Below are 18021 nucleotides of genomic sequence, written 5' to 3' on the forward strand. Positions count from 1 at the left end.
GCGCGTTTCTATCAGTATACTACGCACCGTGTTTGAGCAGTTCCTCGATAGCTCAGTTGGTAGAGCAAATGACTGTTAATCATTGGGTCGCAGGTTCGAGTCCTGCTCGAGGAGCCAAACACCAACCCGAACTCTCGGCAAATGGCTGAAAAGTTAACAGGTTGGTAAAGGTTCTCGCTCAAACGCAATAGCGATACAGATGTTCCTCGATAGCTCAGTTGGTAGAGCAAATGACTGTTAATCATTGGGTCGCAGGTTCGAGTCCTGCTCGAGGAGCCAATTCGCTCTTCTGCTTTTATTGCCGACGCACGTTTCGCTGCTGACGCACAGATGTTCCTCGATAGCTCAGTTGGTAGAGCAAATGACTGTTAATCATTGGGTCGCAGGTTCGAGTCCTGCTCGAGGAGCCATTTCATTTCTCCATGTATGATCGATCTAGCCGATCAATTTTTCTCCCTTTCGTAGTACGCCGTATTTCCTTTTTCTCTATCTCTAATGCCTATCAAGCTCTGGTGCATGGCAAGGCTTTGTTGCGTCCGTTGCGTTTGCTCGGGGCGTTTAATGATGCCCTGTCGCCAGCTTTTTCGGTAGCATGAGCATCAGAACGGTAACGAACGTTGGAGAAGCGCGTGAAGGATGCAACTGGCTTGCAGGCGCTGCAGGTCTTTAAATGTTTGAGCGACGAGACACGCTTGATGCTGGTACTGCTGATCGCCCAGGAGCGGTCGCTGTGCGTGTGCGAAATGACCTATGCGCTCGAGGAGTCGCAGCCCAAGGTGTCGCGTCACTTGGCGCAGTTACGCCAGTGTGGTCTGCTGATCGACCAGCGCGAAGGGCAGTGGGTGTATTACCACCTTGCGCCTCAGCTGCCTGCATGGGCCATGGAGATCATCGAGGCGGGGGCAAAAGGCAGCGAAGTTCAGTTGGCAGGCTTGACGAAGCGCCTGTTGAAGATGGGCGATCGGCCAGCTCGGCGTGCGGCCTTGTGCTGACGGGGTGGGTGGTTCCATCAGTCGATGCGTTCATATAGCAAAACGCCAGCCCAGGGGCTGGCGTTTTGCATGGAGTGTTCTGTGCAGGTCGTTTTGCCTGGACAGGCTGCCCTGTCGCCGTCAGGCGTCGGGGCAGGGGCTGCTCAGCGGCGTGCCATGCGCTGGGCTTTCTCCAGGTGTGCGAAATCGAGCAGGATTTCGGCGGCTTCCAGCACATGAGCGCGGTCGACGGGAGCGGCTTCGTCGCGCTCGGTGTCGGTCTCGTCATCCTGGGTGCCGTCGCTGCGGGCATCCATCCACTCTTCCAGCTCTGGGAGACCCAGTGCGCGGCGGCGCTGGTTTTCCAGCGAGAGCTGCTCGGCTTCCTGAGCTTCCAGCTCGCGCTGGCGCTGTTCGCGGTTCAGGCTGACGCTGGTGTGCTGTTCGCGCAGCTGGCGGGCCAGGGTGGATTGGCGCTCCAGGTAGCGGAAATTGGGGTTACCCTTGGCGCGCTCCTCATGTAGCGAGATGAGGGTGGGCAGGACCGTTTCCGGCGAGCCGTAGCGACGATACTGAACGTTCTGGACGGTGTCCCAGGGCAGGGCGTTGTCCAGGCTGCTCTCCCCAATGCGCTCGGGATCGATCAGGCTGGGGAAGGCGATGTCCGGCTCTACGCCGCGATTCTGGGTGCTGTCGCCAGAGATGCGGTAGAACTTGGCGCGTGTCAGCTTGATCTGGCCATGGCTCAGGTCGTTGAGGGTCTGTACCGTGCCTTTGCCAAAGGTCGAGGCACCCACCACGATGCCGCGGCCATAGTCCTGAATGGCGCCCGCGAAAATCTCGGAGGCCGAGGCCGACAGGCGGTTGACCAGGACGGTCAGCGGGCCGTCGTAGAGCGTGCCTGCTTCGGTGTCGCCGTAGAGCTGGATACGGCCTTGGGCGTCACGCACTTGTACCGTGGGGCCGCGATCGATGAACAGGCCGATCAGTGAGTTGGCCTCCTGCAGGGCGCCGCCGCCGTTATTGCGCAGGTCCAGCACGATGCCCTCGACGCCCTCTTGCTTGAGGTTCTCGATCTCACGAGCCACGTCGCGGGTGGTACTGCGATACTCGTCTTCTCCTGCCTGCCAGGCGTCGAAGTCAACGTAAAAAGTCGGCACGGTGATGACGCCGATACGGTGCGGCTCGCCATCGCGCATGACTTCAATGACTTCGCCCTTGGCGGCCTGGTCTTCCAGGCTAACAGTGTCGCGGGTGATTTCCACGATTTGTGAGCGGGTCATGTCCACCGCCTGAGCGGGCACGACGTCCAGGCGAACCACCGAGCCCTTGGGGCCGCGAATCAAATCGACCACGTTGTCCAGGCGCATGCCCACCACGTTGACCATCTCGCCATCTTCCTGGCCTACCGCAATGATGCGGTCAGCAGGCTCCAGCACTCCGGCACGGTCGGCAGGGCCGCCGGGCACCAGACTGGAGACCTTGACGTACTCGCCGTCGGCTTGCAGCAGGGCGCCGATACCTTCCAGCGAAAGGCTCATCTGAATGTCGAAGGATTCACCCTGGCGGGGCGACAGGTAGCCCGTGTGTGGGTCGATGGTGCTGGACACCGCGGCCATCAGTAGACCGAATACGTCTTCCGATTCGGTCTGCCTCAGGCGGGTCAGCTGGCCTTCATAGCGCTGGCGCAGGTTGTTCTCGATCTGCTCATCGTCCTGGCCGGTGAGTGCCAGGGTCAGAGCGTCGTTCTTGAGGCGCTTGCGCCACAGTTCATCGAGTTCGCTTTCACGGCTGGCCCAGGGGGCGCTTTCACGGTCCACTTCCAGGCGCTCGTCGCTTTCGAACTCCAGCGAGAGGCCTTCGTCCAGGCGTGCCAGCAGCCACTCCAGGCGAGCAGTGTGGCGCTCGCTCAGGCGGTTGTAGAGTGCAAAGGCGCCGTCGAGTTCTCCTTCGAACAGCGCCTCGGCCATATCGTTTTCCAGATGACGATAGGGTTCAATATCACGGTTGAGCAAATAGGCGCGTTGACCATCGAGTATGTCCAGGTAGCGCTGGAAAGCCTCCTCGGACCACTGCGGGTCAAAATTAATGTTCGCGTAGTGGCCATAGCGGAGCGAGTCCGCAATTTCTACGGCCGCTTGGCGTTGTTCGTCTGTCGGCGCCAGTTGGGCCATCGCCGCCGGACTGGTCACCACCAGCATGACAGCAAGGGCGACCGAGCGCGAAAGCGTTGCAAACAAGCTCATCAGTCAAGCTCTCCCGGATTTGTGTACACTCATTCTTCCCTAGACACGCAGTTAGCCCATGAGTTGCGTAGGCCGAGGGAGCATTGTAGCAGGTCATTTACCCTGTGAGACTCAATCATTACTGTAAAGAGGATTTCCATGTCCGAGGCTTTCAACGCAGAACGTTTAACGCGACTGTGCGATTTCTTGCAGCAGTCGCCCACGCCATGGCACGCCACCCAGAACATGGCGAAGCGTTTGGAGCAGGCGGGCTTTACGCGCTTGGAAGAAACCGCCAACTGGCAGCTTGCGCCTGGCAAGCGTTACTACGTGACGCGCAATGACTCGTCGCTGATCGCCTTTCAACTGCCCGCCGGAAAGTTGTCCAGCCTGCGTATGCTGGGCGCGCATACCGACAGCCCTGGGTTGCACCTGAAGCCCAACGCAACGCACTATTCGGCGGGTTGGCTGCAGTTGGGTGTGCAGGTATATGGCGGCGTGCTGTTGGCGCCCTGGTTCGACCGTGAGCTGGGGTTGGCGGGGCGGGTGCACGTGCGCCACGCCGATGGTCGGCTGGAAAGCGTGTTGCTGAACGTGGCGCAGCCGGTGGCGATGATTCCGAGCCTGGCGATTCACATGGACCGTGACGTCAACGGCGGTCGTTCGATCAATCCGCAAACCCAGATGGCGCCGGTACTGCTGCAGAGCAACGATCTCAAGCTCAACGATCTGTTGGCGCAGTGGCTGGAAGCGCAGCACGGGCTACGTGCCGTGGATATCGTCGATTTCGAGCTGGGTTTTTACGACGTACAGCCGCCTGCGCTGGTGGGGTTGCGTCAGGAGCTGCTGGCCAGTGCCCGGCTGGATAATTTGCTGTCGTGCTTCGTCGGGCTGGAGGCGCTGCTGGCGTGCGATGGCGAGCAGGGGGCGTTACTGGTGGCCAACGACCATGAAGAGGTTGGTAGCGCCAGCGCCTGCGGTGCACAGGGGCCGTTTCTGGGAGACGTGCTCAAGCGTTTGAATGGGCAAGTGGGCGGGGGTAGTGAAGAGTCGCTGATTCAGCTGATTCAATCGTCACTGATGATCTCCTGCGATAACGCCCACGCGTTGCACCCCAATTTCCGTGACAAGCACGATGAGCGCCATGGCCCGGCCATCAACGGCGGGCCGGTCATCAAGGTGAACGCGAGCCAGCGTTATGCCACCAACAGCGTGACCGGCGCACTGTTTCGCGATGTGTGTCGAGAAGCCGATGTGCCTGTGCAGTCATTCGTCACCCGGGCGGACATGGGCTGCGGCAGCACCATCGGTCCGATCACGGCGACCGAAGTGGGCGTGCCGACCATCGATGTGGGCTTACCGCAGTGGGCCATGCACTCCATTCGTGAAACGTCCGGCACTCGCGACGTCGAGTATCTGACTCGCGCGTTGGTTCAGTTCCTGAATCGCGTGACGCTGCACTGATCACCCGTCAGCGAACCAGAACGGACCAAAGCGAACCAGAACGAAAAAGGCCCGCTGATGAAATCAGCGGGCCTTCGCTATTGCTAGCTCGATTCGGTGTTGGTGGCTACGCCCTGATTTGAACAGGGGACCCCATCATTATGAGTGATGTGCTCTAACCAGCTGAGCTACGTAGCCGTGCAACGGGGGCGAATATTACCCACCCCTTTGTCATTCGTCAAGCATTGATTGTTTGCTTCGTTACACATTGAAGCGGAAGTGGATCACGTCGCCATCCTTGACGATGTAGTCCTTACCTTCCAGCCGCCATTTTCCGGCATCCTTGGCACCCTGTTCGCCGCCCAGCGAGACGTAGTCGTCATAGGCGATTACTTCGGCGCGAATGAAGCCTTTCTGGAAGTCGGTGTGAATGACCCCGGCGGCTTCCGGGGCGCTGGCACCCTGCTTGACGGTCCAGGCACGTACTTCCTTGACGCCTGCGGTGAAGTAGGTCTGCAGGCCCAGCAGGGCATAGCCTGCGCGGATGACGCGGTCCAGCCCCGGCTCTTCCATGCCCATTTCGGCCAGGAACATGCTGCGCTCATCGTCGTCGAGCTCGGCGATTTCGGCTTCCAGCTGGTTGCACACCGGCACGACCACAGCGCCTTCTTCGGCGGCGATCTCCTTGACGATGTCCAGGTAGGGATTGTTCTCGAAACCATCTTCATTGACGTTGGCAATGTACATGGTGGGCTTGAGCGTCAGGAAACCAAAGCTTTTGACCTGGCGTTTCTCGTCTTCATCCAGGCCAAAGCTGCGTAGTGGCTGGCCTTCTGCCAGGTGGGGCTGAATCTTGTCCAGCACCGCCTTGGTGGCCATGGCGTCCTTGTCGCCACCCTTGACCACGCGCACCAGGCGCTGGCTGGCTTTTTCGACCGTATCCAGATCGGCCAGAGCGAGTTCCAGGTTGATGGTTTCGATGTCGGCGCGGGGGTCTACCTGGTTGGCCACGTGGATCACGTTGTCGTTGTCGAAGCAGCGCACCACGTGGGCAATGGCCTGGGTTTCACGAATGTTGGCGAGAAACTTGTTGCCGAGCCCTTCGCCCTTGGAAGCACCCGCTACCAGGCCGGCGATATCCACGAATTCCATGGTGGTCGGCAGGACTTTTTCGGGCTTGACGATGGCTGCCAGCTTATCCAGGCGTGGGTCTGGCATGGGAACGATGCCGACGTTGGGTTCGATGGTGCAGAACGGGAAGTTCTCGGCATCGATACCTGACTTCGTCAGTGCATTGAACAGGGTGGATTTGCCTACGTTGGGTAGGCCGACAATACCGCAGTTAAAGCCCATACATTACTTCCTGGCCGCTAGGCCAGCGCTATCTCGTGAGGCGCTGGCCAACAGTGAATAAACGTGTGCGATCACACGACTGATCAAACGTGCTGCTATTTTACGCTATGAAGGCGGTTCATGGCTTTAGCCCAATCACCGGAAAGTGCCAGCGGCAGCGTGGCCAGGCTCTCCTCCAGGGCGTGCGCGATGGCTTCCTGTTCGGCTTTGCCAGGGCGGCCCAGCACGTAATTGACCACTTGGCGTGCTTCCCCGGGGTGGCCGATGCCGATACGCAGGCGGTGGAACTGCTTCTGGTTGCCCAGCGCGCTGATGATGTCGCGCAGGCCGTTGTGGCCGCCGTGCCCGCCACCGGTCTTGTAGCGTGCCTGGCCGGGGGGCAGGTCCAGCTCGTCATGGGCGACCAGCAGGTTCTCTGGAGTGAGCTTGAAGAACTGGGTCAGCGCAGCCACCGCAGCGCCGCTGCGGTTCATGAAGGTCGAGGGGTTCAGCAGGTGCAGCTCGTGCTCGCCCAGGCGTACCTTGGCATAAAGCCCCAGAAACTTCTTTTCCGGGCGCAGTTCACTGTGGGCGCTGCGGGCAAGGGCCTCGACCAGCCAAAAACCGGCGTTGTGGCGGGTTGCATCATAGTCAGCGCCGGGGTTGCCCAGCCCGATAATGGCCGTTACCTGGCTCATGTGCTCAGCTCCAGTAGGATGAAAATGGCAGCGTGTCTCGAGTCGCAAAAAAAAATCAAGCGCCGAGGCGCTTGATTTTATCATTTCCGAGCCATGCGGGCATGGCTCGGGGCGCAATACCGCTGCGCCTTGGCTTACTCGGCGGCTTACTCGGCGCTTTCTTCTGCGTCGCCTTCGCCTTCTTCTTCAACACGTACTTTGACAGCAGTGATGCTCAGTACGGCGTTGTCGTGCTCTTCACCGTGGGACAGGTCAACGGAAGTGACGCCCGCCGGGAAGGTCAGGTCAGACAGGTGCAGGGTGGTGCCCAGCTCGACCTTGCTGATGTCCACTTCCAGAAAGTCAGGAAGATCTTTCGGCAAGCAGCTGATGGCAACTTCGTTGGCCAGTACGTGCAGTTCACCGCCCTGGTCCTTGATGCCCACACACTTCTCTTCGTTCACCACGTGCAGCGGCACGTTCATGGTGATGGCGTGAGTCGCGTCGACGCGCATGAAGTCGGCGTGGGTCAGCAGCGGCTTGAAGGGGTGGCGCTGCAGATCACGAACAACGACCTGCTCTTCGCTGCCGTCGACGACCAGCTTGATGACGGAAGAGAAGAATGACTCGTCTTCGATCGCCTTGTAGAAAGCGGTCTTTTCGACAGAGATGGATTGCGCGCCTTTCTCACCGCCGTACACAACGGCCGGTACGAATTGGTTCGCACGACGCAGGCGGCGGCTCGCACCTTTCCCCAGGTCGTTACGAACGCTGGCTTTCAGGATAAAATCAGACATGTTAATTGCCTCTTGGTTTAAGTAAGGAAACGCCGCCGCCCGCGACCAGACGACGACGTTCCCATGGCCCCAGAAGGGGGCTTGTCACATCAGGCGATCAGTGGAACATCGCGCTGACGGATTCTTCGTTGCTGACGCGGCGAATGGCTTCCGCAATCAGGCCAGCAACGCTCAACTGGCGAATCTTTCCGCTGCGACGTGCATGGTCGGCCAGCGGAATGGTGTCGGTCACCACGACTTCATCCAGTACGGAGTTGGTAATGTTGTCTACCGCCGGGCCCGACAGGATCGGGTGGGTGGCATAGGCGACGACCCGCGCCGCGCCATGATCTTTCAAGGCTTCACCCGCTTTGCACAAGGTGCCTGCGGTATCGATCATGTCATCGACGACCACGCAGGTGCGGCCTTCGATTTCACCGATGATGTGCATGACCTGCGCCTGGTTGGCCTGGGGGCGGCGCTTGTCGATGATGGCCAGGTCGGCATTCAACTGCTTGGCGATGGCGCGAGCACGTACTACGCCGCCGACATCGGGGGATACCACCACCAGATCGTCGTAGTTCTGACGTTCGATGTCGTCGAGCAGGATCGGAGAGCCATAGACGTTGTCCACCGGCACATCGAAGAAGCCCTGAATCTGGTCGGCATGCAGGTCCATGGTCATGACGCGGTCGACGCCTGCTTTTACCATCATGTCGGCCACTACTTTTGCCGAGATGGGGACGCGGGCGGAGCGTACACGACGATCCTGGCGGGCATAGCCGAAGTAGGGAACCACTGCCGTGATACGAGCAGCCGATGCACGACGCAGGGCGTCGACCATCAGAATGAGTTCCATCAGATTGTCATTCGTCGGCGCGCAGGTGGATTGCAGGATAAAGACATCCTTGCCACGCACGTTCTCATTGATCTCGACCGCGATTTCGCCGTCGCTAAATTGACCCACCGTGGCATTACCCATGCGGCTGTCCAAGCTCTCGGCAATCTTTTGAGCGAGTTCGGGATTGGCATTCCCGGTGAAGACCATCAATTTTGACACGCGCAGCCACCTTTGCAGTGTTGGGGATCAGGGGAGAAAACGCAGATCAACATCAGGATTGGCTGGGGTACCAGGATTCGAACCTGGGAATGCCGATACCAAAAACCGGTGCCTTACCACTTGGCGATACCCCAGCAAACAGCCTGATGCGACGACCGGGCGCTTTCAGCAGCCCAGAGCATCTTGTAGGGGAGAGGTGTTGAGCCCTTTGGCCACCCAGGCTTTCCAGCGCTGGTTGGCTTGCTTGGCCACTGCCTGTGCTGCCTCTTGTGTGTCGAAGGCGGCAAACAGACAAGCGCCCGTACCGGTCAATCGGCACGGTGCATACTGTGCGAGCCAGTCAAGTGCATCCGCAATGAGCGGGTAGCCTTTCCTGACCGTTGCCTCGCAGTCGTTGCGCCATTCGGCCGCTCCCCCCTGCAGTGCGCGCGCCATAGTAATGGGGAGGCTGTCGCGTGTCAATTCCGCATCCTGGAAGATGGCGGGCGTCGAGACGCTCACGCCGGGGTGAATCACCACAAACCAGGGGGTGTCCAGCGTGACAGGAGTGAGCCGTTCGCCAACGCCTTCTGCCCAGGCGCTGTGGCCATGCACGAACACCGGCACATCGGCGCCCAGGCTCAGCCCCAGCGTGGCCAGGGTCTGGCGATCCAGGCCAAGCTGCCACAGCTGATTGAGACCCACCAGCACGGTGGCAGCATTGGAGCTGCCGCCACCGAGGCCGCCGCCCATGGGAAGGCACTTGTCGATGGAGATCGATACGCCGTTGTGATGGCCGCTTTTCTGCTGTAGCAGGCGTGCGGCACGGACGATCAGATTGTCATCGTCGGCAACGCCTGCCAGCGGCGTGGTCAGCTCGATACGGCTGTCCTGGCGTTGCGTGAGCGTCAGCGTGTCGCACAGGTCGATCAGCTGAAACAGCGTTTGCAGCTCGTGGTAGCCGTCTGGTCGACGGCCCACGATATGCAGCATGCGATTCAGTTTGGCCGGAGCCGGTAGAATCAGCGAATGGGGTGTTGCGGACATGCCGGTTCTCTAAAATGAAAGTGCAGGGCGATGAAGCGGCGCTTATTCGGCCGTGCGGCTGGCAGCTTGCCACTGGTTGACTACCAGGGTGATGCGTACCTCGCCGTAGTTCATCACCAGACGGCGGGGCAGCCACATCTCTTCTACCCGCTCCCAGTCACGGTAGTCGATTTCCCAGCCATCCTGCTGCAGGAAGCGGGGGAAGCCCAGCTCGTCGGTTTCCAGCTGATAGCTGGCGTGGTCGCCGGGCAAGCCGCGCACCCAGTCGGGCATGGCGCGTACCGGCAGTGACCAGCCCAACTGCTCTTCCATCAGGGCTTCCGGAGTTTCGGCTTCGAAGCGGCCATCGCTGGTGCTCAGCGAAAAGCGTCCTTCACGTCCTTCCAGTACGCTGCGTCCGCCGCCAAAGGGACCGCTGATCAGCATGCGGAAGTAGAACGGTGTCTGGTTCCAGTCGAGGTTGGCGCTGATGTTTTCCTGGGGGGTGCGCAAGCCTGCTTTGCCCACCAGTGTCCAGCTATCGAAATCTTCGACCTGCGCCTGCTGGCGCTCCCACTGGCCTGCCTGACGACCGCTTTCGTCGACTGGTGCCTGGTTGGCGCAGCCGGCCAAGGTCAAGAGAGCAAGGGCGGCTACCCATAGACGCGCAGTAGGCAGGCGACCAGACAGTCGGGGGCTTGCCGAACGAGCGAAGGGAAATGACGTAGTCAACATTAGAAGCTCCATGTCAGTAGGGTCTGGATCCAGAAGAGTGCACTATTAGGGCGTGCTGGCGGGCGTTAGTTCAGGATGCCGTTCCAGCAGTTCGTCTATTTGGGGGTGATGGTCGGCACGCCGCATGGCTCGGGCGATGGCTTGACGCGCTTCGTCGCTGCGCCCCAAGGCATGCAGCACTTCGGCCAAGTGGGCGGATACTTCCTGATCGGGGAGTCGCGAATAGGCGCTTTCCAGCCACGCCAGGGCGTCATCCAGTTTGCCCAGTCGGAAGTATACCCAGCCCAGGCTATCCATGATGGCCGGGTTGTCGGGATCGACTTCATAGGCGCGCTCGATCAGGTCCCGGGCTTCTTCCAGGCGCTCGGTGATGTTCAGGTCGGCCAGGGTATAGCCCAGCGCATTCAGGGCATCGGGGTTGTTGGGCTCGGTGCGCAGGATCTGCTGCAGGTCGCGCTCCATGGCGGCCAGGTCGCCCATCTCCCAGCCACGCATGGCACGCAGGTACAGCAGTCGCGTGTCGTCGGGCGTGCGGGTGATTTCTCGGTCCAGCAGGGCGCTTGCCTCTTGCTCCATGGCGAGATCGTCCAGCAGCTGCACTTCGAGCAGAACCAGATCGCCAAAGTAGGTGTCGTGGCGCATGCGCTCGATGCGCAGGAAGGCGCGCGCGTCCAGCAGGCGGTCGTCGTCGATCAGCATACGAGCGGCGGCTGCTCGCGCAGGCAGGAACTCGTTGCCATCGCGCACCTGGCGGTAATAGAGCAGGGCGTTGTCGATATCGCCCTGAGATTGTGCAATGGCGCCCAGCAGAAAGTAGGCAATATTGGGAATTCTGTCCTGGCCGATCAGAGGCTGCAGCAGCCGATAGGCGGGCTCACTGTGGCCCTCTTCGAGATAGAGCTGAGCCAGGGCGATGCGCAGTTCCTGATTGCCTCCGTGGGTTTCCAGCAGGGCGTTGGTCTGGGTTTCGGCGGCGGTAATGTTGTTGAGGCGGATTTCGGCCTGGGCCAGCATGAGAATGAAGCGCACGTCATCGGGTGACAGGCTCAGCCCTTGCTGGGCCGCCCGCTGAGCTGCGCGGTGGTCGCCGCTTTCCAGCGCCAGGCGTGCCTTGGCCAGCCATAGTGCTGCGGACTCGGGCTCGCGCTGCTCGACCAGGTCGAGGTGCTGCTGAGCGGTTTGTGTCTCGCCCAGGGCGGCTTCGATGAGCGCGGTGCCCAGCAGCACATCGCTGTAGGAGTCGCGCTCGGCAGCAACCGGTTGCGCCAGATAGGTGCGTAACGGCTGTACCAGGACATTGAGTGGCGCTGCTTCCGCCACCGCAAGCTCGGCGAAACTCGATATGTCGCCGTAGCCGCCCGATTCGGCAATCACCAGCCGCTGTTCCAGGCTGTCCAGCCAGTCACCGCGCTGCAGTGACAGGGCGGCCAGCAGCCGGTTGGGCGTTTCCGCGGTGGGCGACAGCTCGCGCCAGCGTAGCGCAGATGCTTCCATCAACGCGGCGTCGTTGCCAAAGCGTGCTGCAAAGGTGGCGCGCTCGGCCAGCCCGGGCGCGCTGTAGCGCTGGGCGGCTTCCAGGTAGCCACGGCTTGCATAACGATAGTCGCCGCGCTGGCCAGCCAGCTCGGCGGCCAGCAGCGTGCTGAGCCCTGCCGCATCCAGGCCGCGTGTGACCGGCGGGGCCGTCAGCATGGGGTCGCGGCTAGCACTCATGAACCCGCGATCTGGAAGCGTGGAGGACAGCTGACAGCCGCTCAACAGCAGCGTCGCGGCCAGCGGTAACAGAGGGAGACCCGATAGTGCTCGGGACAAACCCGGAAGTGTTGCGCGGTGGGGCATGCGTATCTCGATCAAGTGGCCGAGTGTTCAGCATAGCGGCTTGGCTGCCTGCGGCAAAGTGGTGTGCGCCAGAACATGCAGTGTTGTGATAGAATGTTCCACCTTGAAAGCGGGCCGAGTCAGCACAATTCACCCGTAAAGCTGCCTTGTTCGGCTCCTCTCCAAGCGATAACGACGAACAGTGACGTGACGACCGATCCACTAGCGAAGACGCAGACCGCATGACGCTTCTTGCCCTGGGAATTAATCATCGTACTGCCAGCGTGGCCGTGCGTGAGCAGGTGGCCTTTACGCCAACGCAGCTGGAAAGCGCGTTGGCCGAGCTGCGTGGCCTGCCACATATCCACGAAGCCGCGGTGCTCTCGACCTGCAACCGTACCGAGCTCTACTGCGTGACCGATGCCGCAGGCGAGCAAACCGTGCTGGACTGGCTGGGACGCTTTCACAATCTGCGGGTCGATGATTTGGCACGCTGTGCGTACCACTATCATGACAACGAAGCAGCTCGCCACCTGATGCGCGTAGCGGTCGGGCTCGACTCCATGGTGCTGGGTGAGCCGCAGATTCTGGGGCAGTTGAAAGACGCGTATCAGCAGGCGCGCCAGGCAAAGGGCTTGGGGGGAGAGCTGGAACGGCTGTTTCAACACACCTTTGCCGTGGCCAAGCAGGTGCGCACCGAAACGGGTATCGGCAAGAACCCCGTGTCGGTGGCTTACGCGGCGGTCAGCATGGCCAGCCGTATCTTCGATGATTTCAGTCGTGCACGGGCGCTTTTGATCGGTGCCGGAGAAACCATCGAGCTGGTGGCGCGCCATCTGCATGAGGCGGGCGTGCGTCAGCTCACCGTGGCCAACCGTACCCGGGAGCGTGCCGAACAGGTGTCTGCGGCGCTGGGCGGGACGGCCATCACCCTGCCCGAGATTCCGGATGCGCTGGAGCATGCCGATATCGTGATCTCGTCCACGGCTTCCCCGCTGCCGATTCTGGGCAAGGGGATGGTCGAGCGTGCCCTGAAGAAGCGCCGTCATCGGCCTGTCTTCATGGTCGATATTGCAGTGCCACGGGATATCGAGCCACAGGTGGGTGAGCTGGCCGATGTGTTTCTCTATACCGTGGATGACCTGGAAGAGGTCATCGAAGAGAATCGCCGCCATCGCCAAGTGGCCGCCGACCAGGCCGAGTCGCTGATTGAACACGGCGTCGGCAGCTGGCAGCATGAGCGCCGCATTCGCAATGGCGGCGAAGTGATTCGAGATTATCGTCGTCATGGCGAAGCGCTGCGCGATCAAGCGCGGGAGCAGGCGCTGGAACGTCTGGCCAAGGGGGAAGACCCGGCCAAAGTCATCGAGCGGATGGCTCATCAGCTGGCCAACCGCTTCATGCATCAACCCACGCTTGCCATTCGTGACGCTGCTTCGCAGGAAAACCATGAATTGCTCAACGCCGCGCCGCGCCTGTTACTGCCGCCCAAACCTGCCTTCGAGCAGCCTGCGCCTCCGGTAAAACGCCAGAAGGATGATACACCCGCATGAAAGAGACTTTGCGCCAACGCCTGGATAGCTTCTCCGACCGTTTCGAGGAGCTGGCCATGCTGCTGTCCGATCCCGAGGTGATCAACAATCAGCAGCGCTTCCGTGACTATTCGCGGGAATATGCTGAATTGGAAGAGCTGGTGGCCGCCTGGCAACGTTACCGCAGGGTCGAAGACAGCATCGCCGAGGCCGAACAGCTGAGCCGTGACAGTGATCCGGAGATGCGTGAACTGGCAGAAATGGAAATCAGCGATGGCCGCGAACAGCTGGCAGCGCTGGACGTCGAGCTGAAACGTCTGCTGATCCCCAAGGACCCTGACGATGGCCGTGGCGTGTTTCTGGAAGTGCGGGCGGGCACCGGTGGCGATGAAGCGGCGATTTTTGCCGGTGATCTGTTCCGCATGTACTCTCGTTACGCCGAGAAGCGCGGCTGGCGGGTAGAAATCGTCAGTGCCAGCCATGGCGAGCAGGGCGGTTATAAAGAGGTGATCTCCCGGGTCAAGGGCGACGGCGTCTACGCACGGCTGAAGTTCGAGTCGGGCGCCCATCGGGTACAGCGCGTGCCCGCGACGGAGTCTCAGGGGCGTATCCATACTTCTGCCTGTACCGTGGCGGTCATGCCCGAGGTGGATGAAGTGGGCGATGTGGACATCAACCCCGCCGACCTGCGGGTGGACACCTACCGCTCCAGCGGTGCCGGTGGCCAGCACGTCAACACCACCGACTCGGCGATTCGCATCACCCACTTGCCCACCGGCGTGGTGGTAGAGTGCCAGGAAGAGCGCAGCCAGCACAAGAACCGTGCCAAGGCCATGTCCTTGCTGGCGGCCAAGCTCAAGCGCAATGCCGTGGATTCACAGCGCCAGGAGCAGGCCGATGCACGCCGTTCGCTGGTCGGCTCGGGAGACCGCAGTGAGCGGATTCGGACCTATAACTTTCCTCAAGGTCGCATCACCGACCACCGCATCAACCTGACGCTCTACAAGCTGACCGAAGTGGTCAGCGGCGAGCAGCTCGATGACGTGATCGAGCCCCTGATCCATGAGTATCAGGCAGAGCAGCTCTCGGCCCTGCAGGACGGCTGATGACCTTCGACGCCTTGCTGTCACAGGCGGCCCAGCGGTTGGCGCAGGCAGGCTCGCCCACGCCGCGCCTGGATGCCGAGGTATTGCTGGGCTGCGCTGCCCAGTGCAGCCGCACGTGGCTCTATACCTGGGGCGATCGCGAATGCCCCACCTGGGAGCGAGCCCGTTTCGAGGCGCTGGTAGCCGCGCGTGCCCAGGGGCAGCCGGTGGCGTATCTTACCGGTGAGCGAGAGTTCTGGGGGCTGCGGCTGGCGACTTCTCCCGACACGCTGATTCCCAGGCCCGACACGGAAACCCTGGTGGAGGTGGCGCTTTCTCGCGCCGCTGCCCCGGTGGGCAGGCTACTGGATCTGGGAACGGGCACGGGCGCCATTGCGCTGGCGCTGGCCAGTGAAAAGCCGGGCTGGCAGGTCATCGGTGCCGACATTCGCCCCGGAGCCGTAACGCTGGCCGAGCGCAATGCCGACGCACTGGGGATCACCAATGCCCGGTTTGTGTTGAGTGATTGGCTCAGCGCGTTCGTGCCTCCGGCAGAGGAGCCGCCTTTCGATATCATCGTCAGTAACCCCCCTTACATTGCGGCCGATGATCCGCATTTGAGCCAGGGCGACGTGCGTTTCGAGCCGCACTCGGCGCTGGTTGCCGATGCCAACGGCATGGCAGACCTGCTTCATGTGATCGAGGCGGCCAAGGCCCACCTGGCCCCTGGTGGCTGCCTGGCAATGGAGCATGGCTACCAGCAGGCGGCCAGTGTGCGTGAGGCACTGTTGGCGGCGGGCTATCAGAACGTTGAAAGTGTGCAAGACATGGGGGGCCATGAACGGGTTACTCTGGGGCACCTTTATTGACCGCCTGATTCATTTGTATTGGATCCTGCCATGAAACCAAAAAATAGAACGCTGGACCGTATCGACCTCAAGATCCTTCGCTGTTTGCAGGAAAATGCGCGTATTTCCTACGTGGATCTCGCCGCAGAAGTTGGGTTATCCACAACCCCTTGTCTGGAGCGGGTCAAGCGCCTGGAGCGTGCCGGTATCATTCGTGGCTACCAGGCCATTCTGGATCCTCGCGCCCTGAAGGCGAACCTGCTGGTGTTCGTCGAGATCAGCCTGGAGACCCAGTCGCCTGCGGTCTTCGATGAGTTTCGGCGCGCGGTGGAAAAGCTGCCGCAAATTCAGGAGTGCCACCTGGTGTCCGGGCAGTTCGACTACATCCTGAAATGCCGCATCCCGGAAATGGCCGCTTATCGCCAACTATTGGGGGATGTGGTCTTGACCCTGCCAGGGGTGAAAGAGTCCAAGAGCTATGTGGTGATGGAAGAAGTGAAAGAGAGCTTCAATCTCCACATTCCTGATTTCGAGGAATTCGAGGATAAGTAAGCCAATGATGGACGATCAGGCGCTGCTGCGTTACAGCCGCCAAATCATGCTGCCCGAAGTGGATATCGAGGGTCAGGAGCGACTGCGCGGCGCCCACGCCGTGATTATCGGGGCTGGCGGGTTGGGCTCGCCAGCCGCGCTGTATCTCGCGGCGGCGGGAGTGGGGCGGATTACCCTGGTAGATGCCGACCATGTGGAGCTTTCCAACCTGCAGCGCCAGATAGCCCACCAGCAGGCCAGCCTGGGCCTCAACAAAGCGCGTTCGGCGCAGCAGCGCCTTGAAGCACTGAACCCTGAATGCCAGGTGGTGGCTATCGAGCGTCACGCCGAAGGTGAGCTGCTGGCAGAGCTGGTGGCCTCGGCTCAGGTGGTGCTGGACTGTACCGACCGTTTTTCCAGCCGTTATGCCATCAATGCCGCGACGCAGCGAGCCGGTGTGCCGCTGGTCTCGGGAGCGGCTATTCGCTTTTCCGGCCAGCTGGCGGTATTCGACCCGCGTCAGCCAGATAGCCCCTGCTACGCCTGCCTCTATCCCCCTGAGGAGGGCGACGACGAAGCCCTCAGCTGTGCCGAGAGTGGCGTCATGGCCCCTTTGGTAGGCTTGATTGGCTGCTTTCAAGCCGTCGAGGCCTTCAAACTGCTGAGCGGTGCGGGTGAGGCACATCAGGGGCTGTCGGCCTTCGACGGGCTCAGCGGGCAGTGGCGTCATTTTCAGGTGCCGCGTGACCCGGCGTGCCCGGTGTGCGGTGGGCGTGACTGACGTCGCCCACCGCCTGCATTACGCGCTGGCGGTGGAGTCCTCCGCCTTGGTCGCCTCCGATGTCTTCTTCTGACGAGGCGCGGAGCTGGGCGCAGGCTTGTCAGCAAAGACACTCTTGAACACCTCGTTGTCGGGGTTCATGTCGATGGTGCCGTGGAACGTGCTGCCATCTTCCAGCACCAGGCAGGGCGTCGTGATCGTGCCGGTGACCTTGGCGCCGCCGTGGATCGTGGCCTTGTGCAGCGCAACGAGATTGCCCTCTACGGTACCGGAAATTCTCAGCGTGTGTGCGTAGGCATCGCCCTGCAAGTGCCCCGTGGCGCCGAGCTTGACGGTATGCTGTTTGCAGAGGATGGTGCCGGTGACCTGGCCTTCGATGGTCAGGTCCTCGTCACTCTGAATGTCCCCACGAAGCTGTGTCTTGCCGCCGATCACCGACGTGCTCTGGCGGGCACCAGGCAGGCTCTTGAGCTCGCTTGGCGCAGGCTGAAGGTCAGTGGTGGGAAGGGCGGGGTGTTCAGCGTGAGGTTTGGTTTTTTTGAACATGAGCTATGCCTGCGGAGTAGGGCAAGGTCGCCGTGCAGCGAAACGCCACCCTTTGGGCAGGCTTCACCAAAATAGACCGAATGACGTTAATGTACGCTTCGGGATGGGCTTGCAAAGCGTGAAGATACGTCTGTGGTTGTGCGATATTCCGGCTACCGCTGGCGCCTCCCTACGGCTATAAACAACGCTGGTTCGAGCAGGGGAAAGTGCCATGCAGATGGAAACATGGCTGATCATCGTGGGCGTTGTGGTCATGACGATCATCGTGATGGATGGTCGGCGCAAGAAGCGTCGTCTCGGCGTGGCGGTGATCACCCATCCCGAGCCTGAAGCGCTGATGGTTGAGGTCGCCGTCGAATGTGCCAATAATGCGGTGGTAGGGAGTCATGTGGGCGCTGCCACGCGAATTCATGGCATCGTGACGGCACAAGAGAATATCTCGATCAGCGGCAGTGTTCAGGGGGAGGTCCATACCACTCACGGCATCACCCTCACGTCACTGGCATCTGTCCAGGGGCTGCTGTCGGCCGGTGAGCTGGCGTGCCATGCCGGTGCCACGGTGAATGGGTCTATCGTGCCCAGTCCGCCTGTTCCGGCAAGCATGAAAAAGCCCGCCTGAATAGGCGGGCCTGGTCACGGTCTTTTGCTTTTTTATG

At 61.0% G+C, this 18021-nt stretch carries 17 protein-coding genes and 5 tRNA genes; 11 read left to right on the forward strand and 11 right to left on the reverse strand.

What is annotated here, in order from left to right; genetic code table 11:
• The first annotated feature begins 41 nt into the window (after positions 1–41).
• The 4 genes from FEU76_RS13665 (at position 42) to FEU76_RS13680 (ending at position 992) form a co-directional block, all read left to right on the forward strand.
• A tRNA-Asn gene (locus FEU76_RS13665) sits at positions 42–117 on the forward strand.
• 86 nt (positions 118–203) lie between these two features.
• Positions 204–279: transfer RNA gene (locus tag FEU76_RS13670), tRNA-Asn, on the forward strand.
• Positions 280–334: 55 nt separating this feature from the next.
• Positions 335–410 (forward strand) — tRNA-Asn (locus FEU76_RS13675).
• A gap of 285 nt (positions 411–695) precedes the next feature.
• Positions 696–992 carry a metalloregulator ArsR/SmtB family transcription factor gene (locus tag FEU76_RS13680; protein ID WP_237718591.1) on the forward strand — a complete coding sequence of 99 codons (297 nt, stop codon included), beginning with the start codon at positions 696–698 and terminating at the stop codon, positions 990–992.
• A gap of 143 nt (positions 993–1135) precedes the next feature.
• On the opposite strand, the gene FEU76_RS13685 is transcribed toward FEU76_RS13680, so the two are convergent.
• The gene (locus FEU76_RS13685) at positions 1136–3217 is read right to left on the reverse strand and encodes a carboxy terminal-processing peptidase (RefSeq protein WP_144983743.1); all 2082 of its coding nucleotides are present in this window, start codon (positions 3215–3217) and stop codon (positions 1136–1138) included.
• Between the two features lie 138 nt (positions 3218–3355).
• On the opposite strand from FEU76_RS13685, the gene FEU76_RS13690 reads away from it, so the two are divergent.
• The gene (locus FEU76_RS13690) at positions 3356–4660 is read left to right on the forward strand and encodes a M18 family aminopeptidase (protein WP_144983746.1); all 1305 of its coding nucleotides are present in this window, start codon (positions 3356–3358) and stop codon (positions 4658–4660) included.
• Between the two features lie 100 nt (positions 4661–4760).
• On the opposite strand, the gene FEU76_RS13695 is transcribed toward FEU76_RS13690, so the two are convergent.
• The 9 genes from FEU76_RS13695 to FEU76_RS13735 form a co-directional block, all read right to left on the reverse strand.
• A tRNA-Met gene (locus FEU76_RS13695) sits at positions 4761–4837 on the reverse strand.
• 63 nt (positions 4838–4900) lie between these two features.
• Positions 4901–5992 carry a redox-regulated ATPase YchF gene (gene ychF / locus FEU76_RS13700; protein WP_016914435.1) on the reverse strand — a complete coding sequence of 364 codons (1092 nt, stop codon included), beginning with the start codon at positions 5990–5992 and terminating at the stop codon, positions 4901–4903.
• Positions 5993–6087: 95 nt separating this feature from the next.
• Positions 6088–6669, reverse strand: a complete 582-nt coding sequence (gene pth, locus FEU76_RS13705) for an aminoacyl-tRNA hydrolase (protein WP_016914434.1) — start codon at positions 6667–6669, stop codon at positions 6088–6090.
• Positions 6670–6815: 146 nt separating this feature from the next.
• A complete protein-coding gene (locus tag FEU76_RS13710) occupies positions 6816–7445 on the reverse strand; it encodes a 50S ribosomal protein L25/general stress protein Ctc (RefSeq protein ID WP_016914433.1) in 630 nt (209 codons plus the stop codon).
• 97 nt (positions 7446–7542) lie between these two features.
• On the reverse strand, positions 7543–8484 hold the full coding sequence (locus tag FEU76_RS13715) for a ribose-phosphate pyrophosphokinase (protein ID WP_172416021.1): 942 nt from the start codon (positions 8482–8484) through the stop codon (positions 7543–7545).
• A 59-nt stretch (positions 8485–8543) separates the two neighbouring features.
• Positions 8544–8618: transfer RNA gene (locus FEU76_RS13720), tRNA-Gln, on the reverse strand.
• Between the two features lie 31 nt (positions 8619–8649).
• Positions 8650–9510 carry a 4-(cytidine 5'-diphospho)-2-C-methyl-D-erythritol kinase gene (gene ispE / locus FEU76_RS13725; RefSeq protein ID WP_096922650.1) on the reverse strand — a complete coding sequence of 287 codons (861 nt, stop codon included), beginning with the start codon at positions 9508–9510 and terminating at the stop codon, positions 8650–8652.
• A gap of 42 nt (positions 9511–9552) precedes the next feature.
• Positions 9553–10224, reverse strand: a complete 672-nt coding sequence (gene lolB, locus FEU76_RS13730; RefSeq protein WP_039181075.1) for a lipoprotein insertase outer membrane protein LolB — start codon at positions 10222–10224, stop codon at positions 9553–9555.
• Between the two features lie 45 nt (positions 10225–10269).
• The gene (locus FEU76_RS13735) at positions 10270–11937 is read right to left on the reverse strand and encodes a tetratricopeptide repeat protein (protein ID WP_373294907.1); all 1668 of its coding nucleotides are present in this window, start codon (positions 11935–11937) and stop codon (positions 10270–10272) included.
• A gap of 347 nt (positions 11938–12284) precedes the next feature.
• Here FEU76_RS13735 and hemA point away from each other — a divergent pair, with 347 nt between their 5' ends.
• Genes hemA through FEU76_RS13760 form a run of 5 tightly spaced genes read left to right on the forward strand, consistent with a single transcriptional unit; the run spans position 12285 to position 16819 of the window.
• Positions 12285–13595, forward strand: coding sequence for a glutamyl-tRNA reductase (gene hemA / locus FEU76_RS13740; RefSeq protein WP_039181071.1), 1311 nt, complete (start codon positions 12285–12287; stop codon positions 13593–13595).
• The gene (prfA, locus tag FEU76_RS13745) at positions 13592–14680 is read left to right on the forward strand and encodes a peptide chain release factor 1 (protein WP_144983748.1); all 1089 of its coding nucleotides are present in this window, start codon (positions 13592–13594) and stop codon (positions 14678–14680) included. Before hemA ends, prfA begins: the two co-directional genes overlap by 4 nt.
• Positions 14680–15528: a peptide chain release factor N(5)-glutamine methyltransferase gene (gene prmC / locus FEU76_RS13750; RefSeq protein ID WP_081195661.1), complete on the forward strand. Its 849-nt coding sequence runs from the start codon at positions 14680–14682 to the stop codon at positions 15526–15528. Before prfA ends, prmC begins: the two co-directional genes overlap by 1 nt.
• 30 nt (positions 15529–15558) lie before the next feature.
• Positions 15559–16059: an Lrp/AsnC ligand binding domain-containing protein gene (locus tag FEU76_RS13755; protein WP_016914425.1), complete on the forward strand. Its 501-nt coding sequence runs from the start codon at positions 15559–15561 to the stop codon at positions 16057–16059.
• A 4-nt stretch (positions 16060–16063) separates the two neighbouring features.
• Positions 16064–16819 (forward strand): molybdopterin-synthase adenylyltransferase MoeB, encoded by a 756-nt coding sequence (locus tag FEU76_RS13760; RefSeq protein ID WP_144983750.1) that lies wholly within the window; start codon positions 16064–16066, stop codon positions 16817–16819.
• Between the two features lie 18 nt (positions 16820–16837).
• Here the strand turns inward: FEU76_RS13760 and FEU76_RS13765 are convergent, their stop codons facing one another.
• A complete protein-coding gene (locus tag FEU76_RS13765; protein ID WP_039181058.1) occupies positions 16838–17365 on the reverse strand; it encodes a bactofilin family protein in 528 nt (175 codons plus the stop codon).
• 211 nt (positions 17366–17576) lie between these two features.
• Here FEU76_RS13765 and FEU76_RS13770 point away from each other — a divergent pair, with 211 nt between their 5' ends.
• Positions 17577–17984 carry a polymer-forming cytoskeletal protein gene (locus FEU76_RS13770; protein ID WP_144983753.1) on the forward strand — a complete coding sequence of 136 codons (408 nt, stop codon included), beginning with the start codon at positions 17577–17579 and terminating at the stop codon, positions 17982–17984.
• Positions 17985–18021 lie beyond the last annotated feature (37 nt).

The organism is Halomonas sp. C22, assembly GCF_007655045.1.
GTDB classification, from domain to species: Bacteria; Pseudomonadota; Gammaproteobacteria; order Pseudomonadales; family Halomonadaceae; genus Vreelandella; species Vreelandella hamiltonii.

Coding starts and splice junctions, on each gene's coding strand:
- prfA (WP_144983748.1), top strand. CDS start 13,592: ATGAAAGAGACTTTGCGCCAACGCCTGGATAGCTTCTCCGACCGTTTC.
- FEU76_RS13770 (WP_144983753.1), top strand. CDS start 17,577: ATGCAGATGGAAACATGGCTGATCATCGTGGGCGTTGTGGTCATGACG.
- lolB (WP_039181075.1), bottom strand. CDS start 10,224: ATGTTGACTACGTCATTTCCCTTCGCTCGTTCGGCAAGCCCCCGACTG.
- FEU76_RS13755 (WP_016914425.1), top strand. CDS start 15,559: ATGAAACCAAAAAATAGAACGCTGGACCGTATCGACCTCAAGATCCTT.
- FEU76_RS13760 (WP_144983750.1), top strand. CDS start 16,064: ATGATGGACGATCAGGCGCTGCTGCGTTACAGCCGCCAAATCATGCTG.
- prmC (WP_081195661.1), top strand. CDS start 14,680: ATGACCTTCGACGCCTTGCTGTCACAGGCGGCCCAGCGGTTGGCGCAG.
- FEU76_RS13680 (WP_237718591.1), top strand. CDS start 696: ATGCTGGTACTGCTGATCGCCCAGGAGCGGTCGCTGTGCGTGTGCGAA.
- FEU76_RS13690 (WP_144983746.1), top strand. CDS start 3,356: ATGTCCGAGGCTTTCAACGCAGAACGTTTAACGCGACTGTGCGATTTC.
- FEU76_RS13685 (WP_144983743.1), bottom strand. CDS start 3,217: ATGAGCTTGTTTGCAACGCTTTCGCGCTCGGTCGCCCTTGCTGTCATG.
- hemA (WP_039181071.1), top strand. CDS start 12,285: ATGACGCTTCTTGCCCTGGGAATTAATCATCGTACTGCCAGCGTGGCC.
- ychF (WP_016914435.1), bottom strand. CDS start 5,992: ATGGGCTTTAACTGCGGTATTGTCGGCCTACCCAACGTAGGCAAATCC.
- FEU76_RS13765 (WP_039181058.1), bottom strand. CDS start 17,365: ATGTTCAAAAAAACCAAACCTCACGCTGAACACCCCGCCCTTCCCACC.
- pth (WP_016914434.1), bottom strand. CDS start 6,669: ATGAGCCAGGTAACGGCCATTATCGGGCTGGGCAACCCCGGCGCTGAC.
- ispE (WP_096922650.1), bottom strand. CDS start 9,510: ATGTCCGCAACACCCCATTCGCTGATTCTACCGGCTCCGGCCAAACTG.
- FEU76_RS13735 (WP_373294907.1), bottom strand. CDS start 11,937: ATGAGTGCTAGCCGCGACCCCATGCTGACGGCCCCGCCGGTCACACGC.
- FEU76_RS13710 (WP_016914433.1), bottom strand. CDS start 7,445: ATGTCTGATTTTATCCTGAAAGCCAGCGTTCGTAACGACCTGGGGAAA.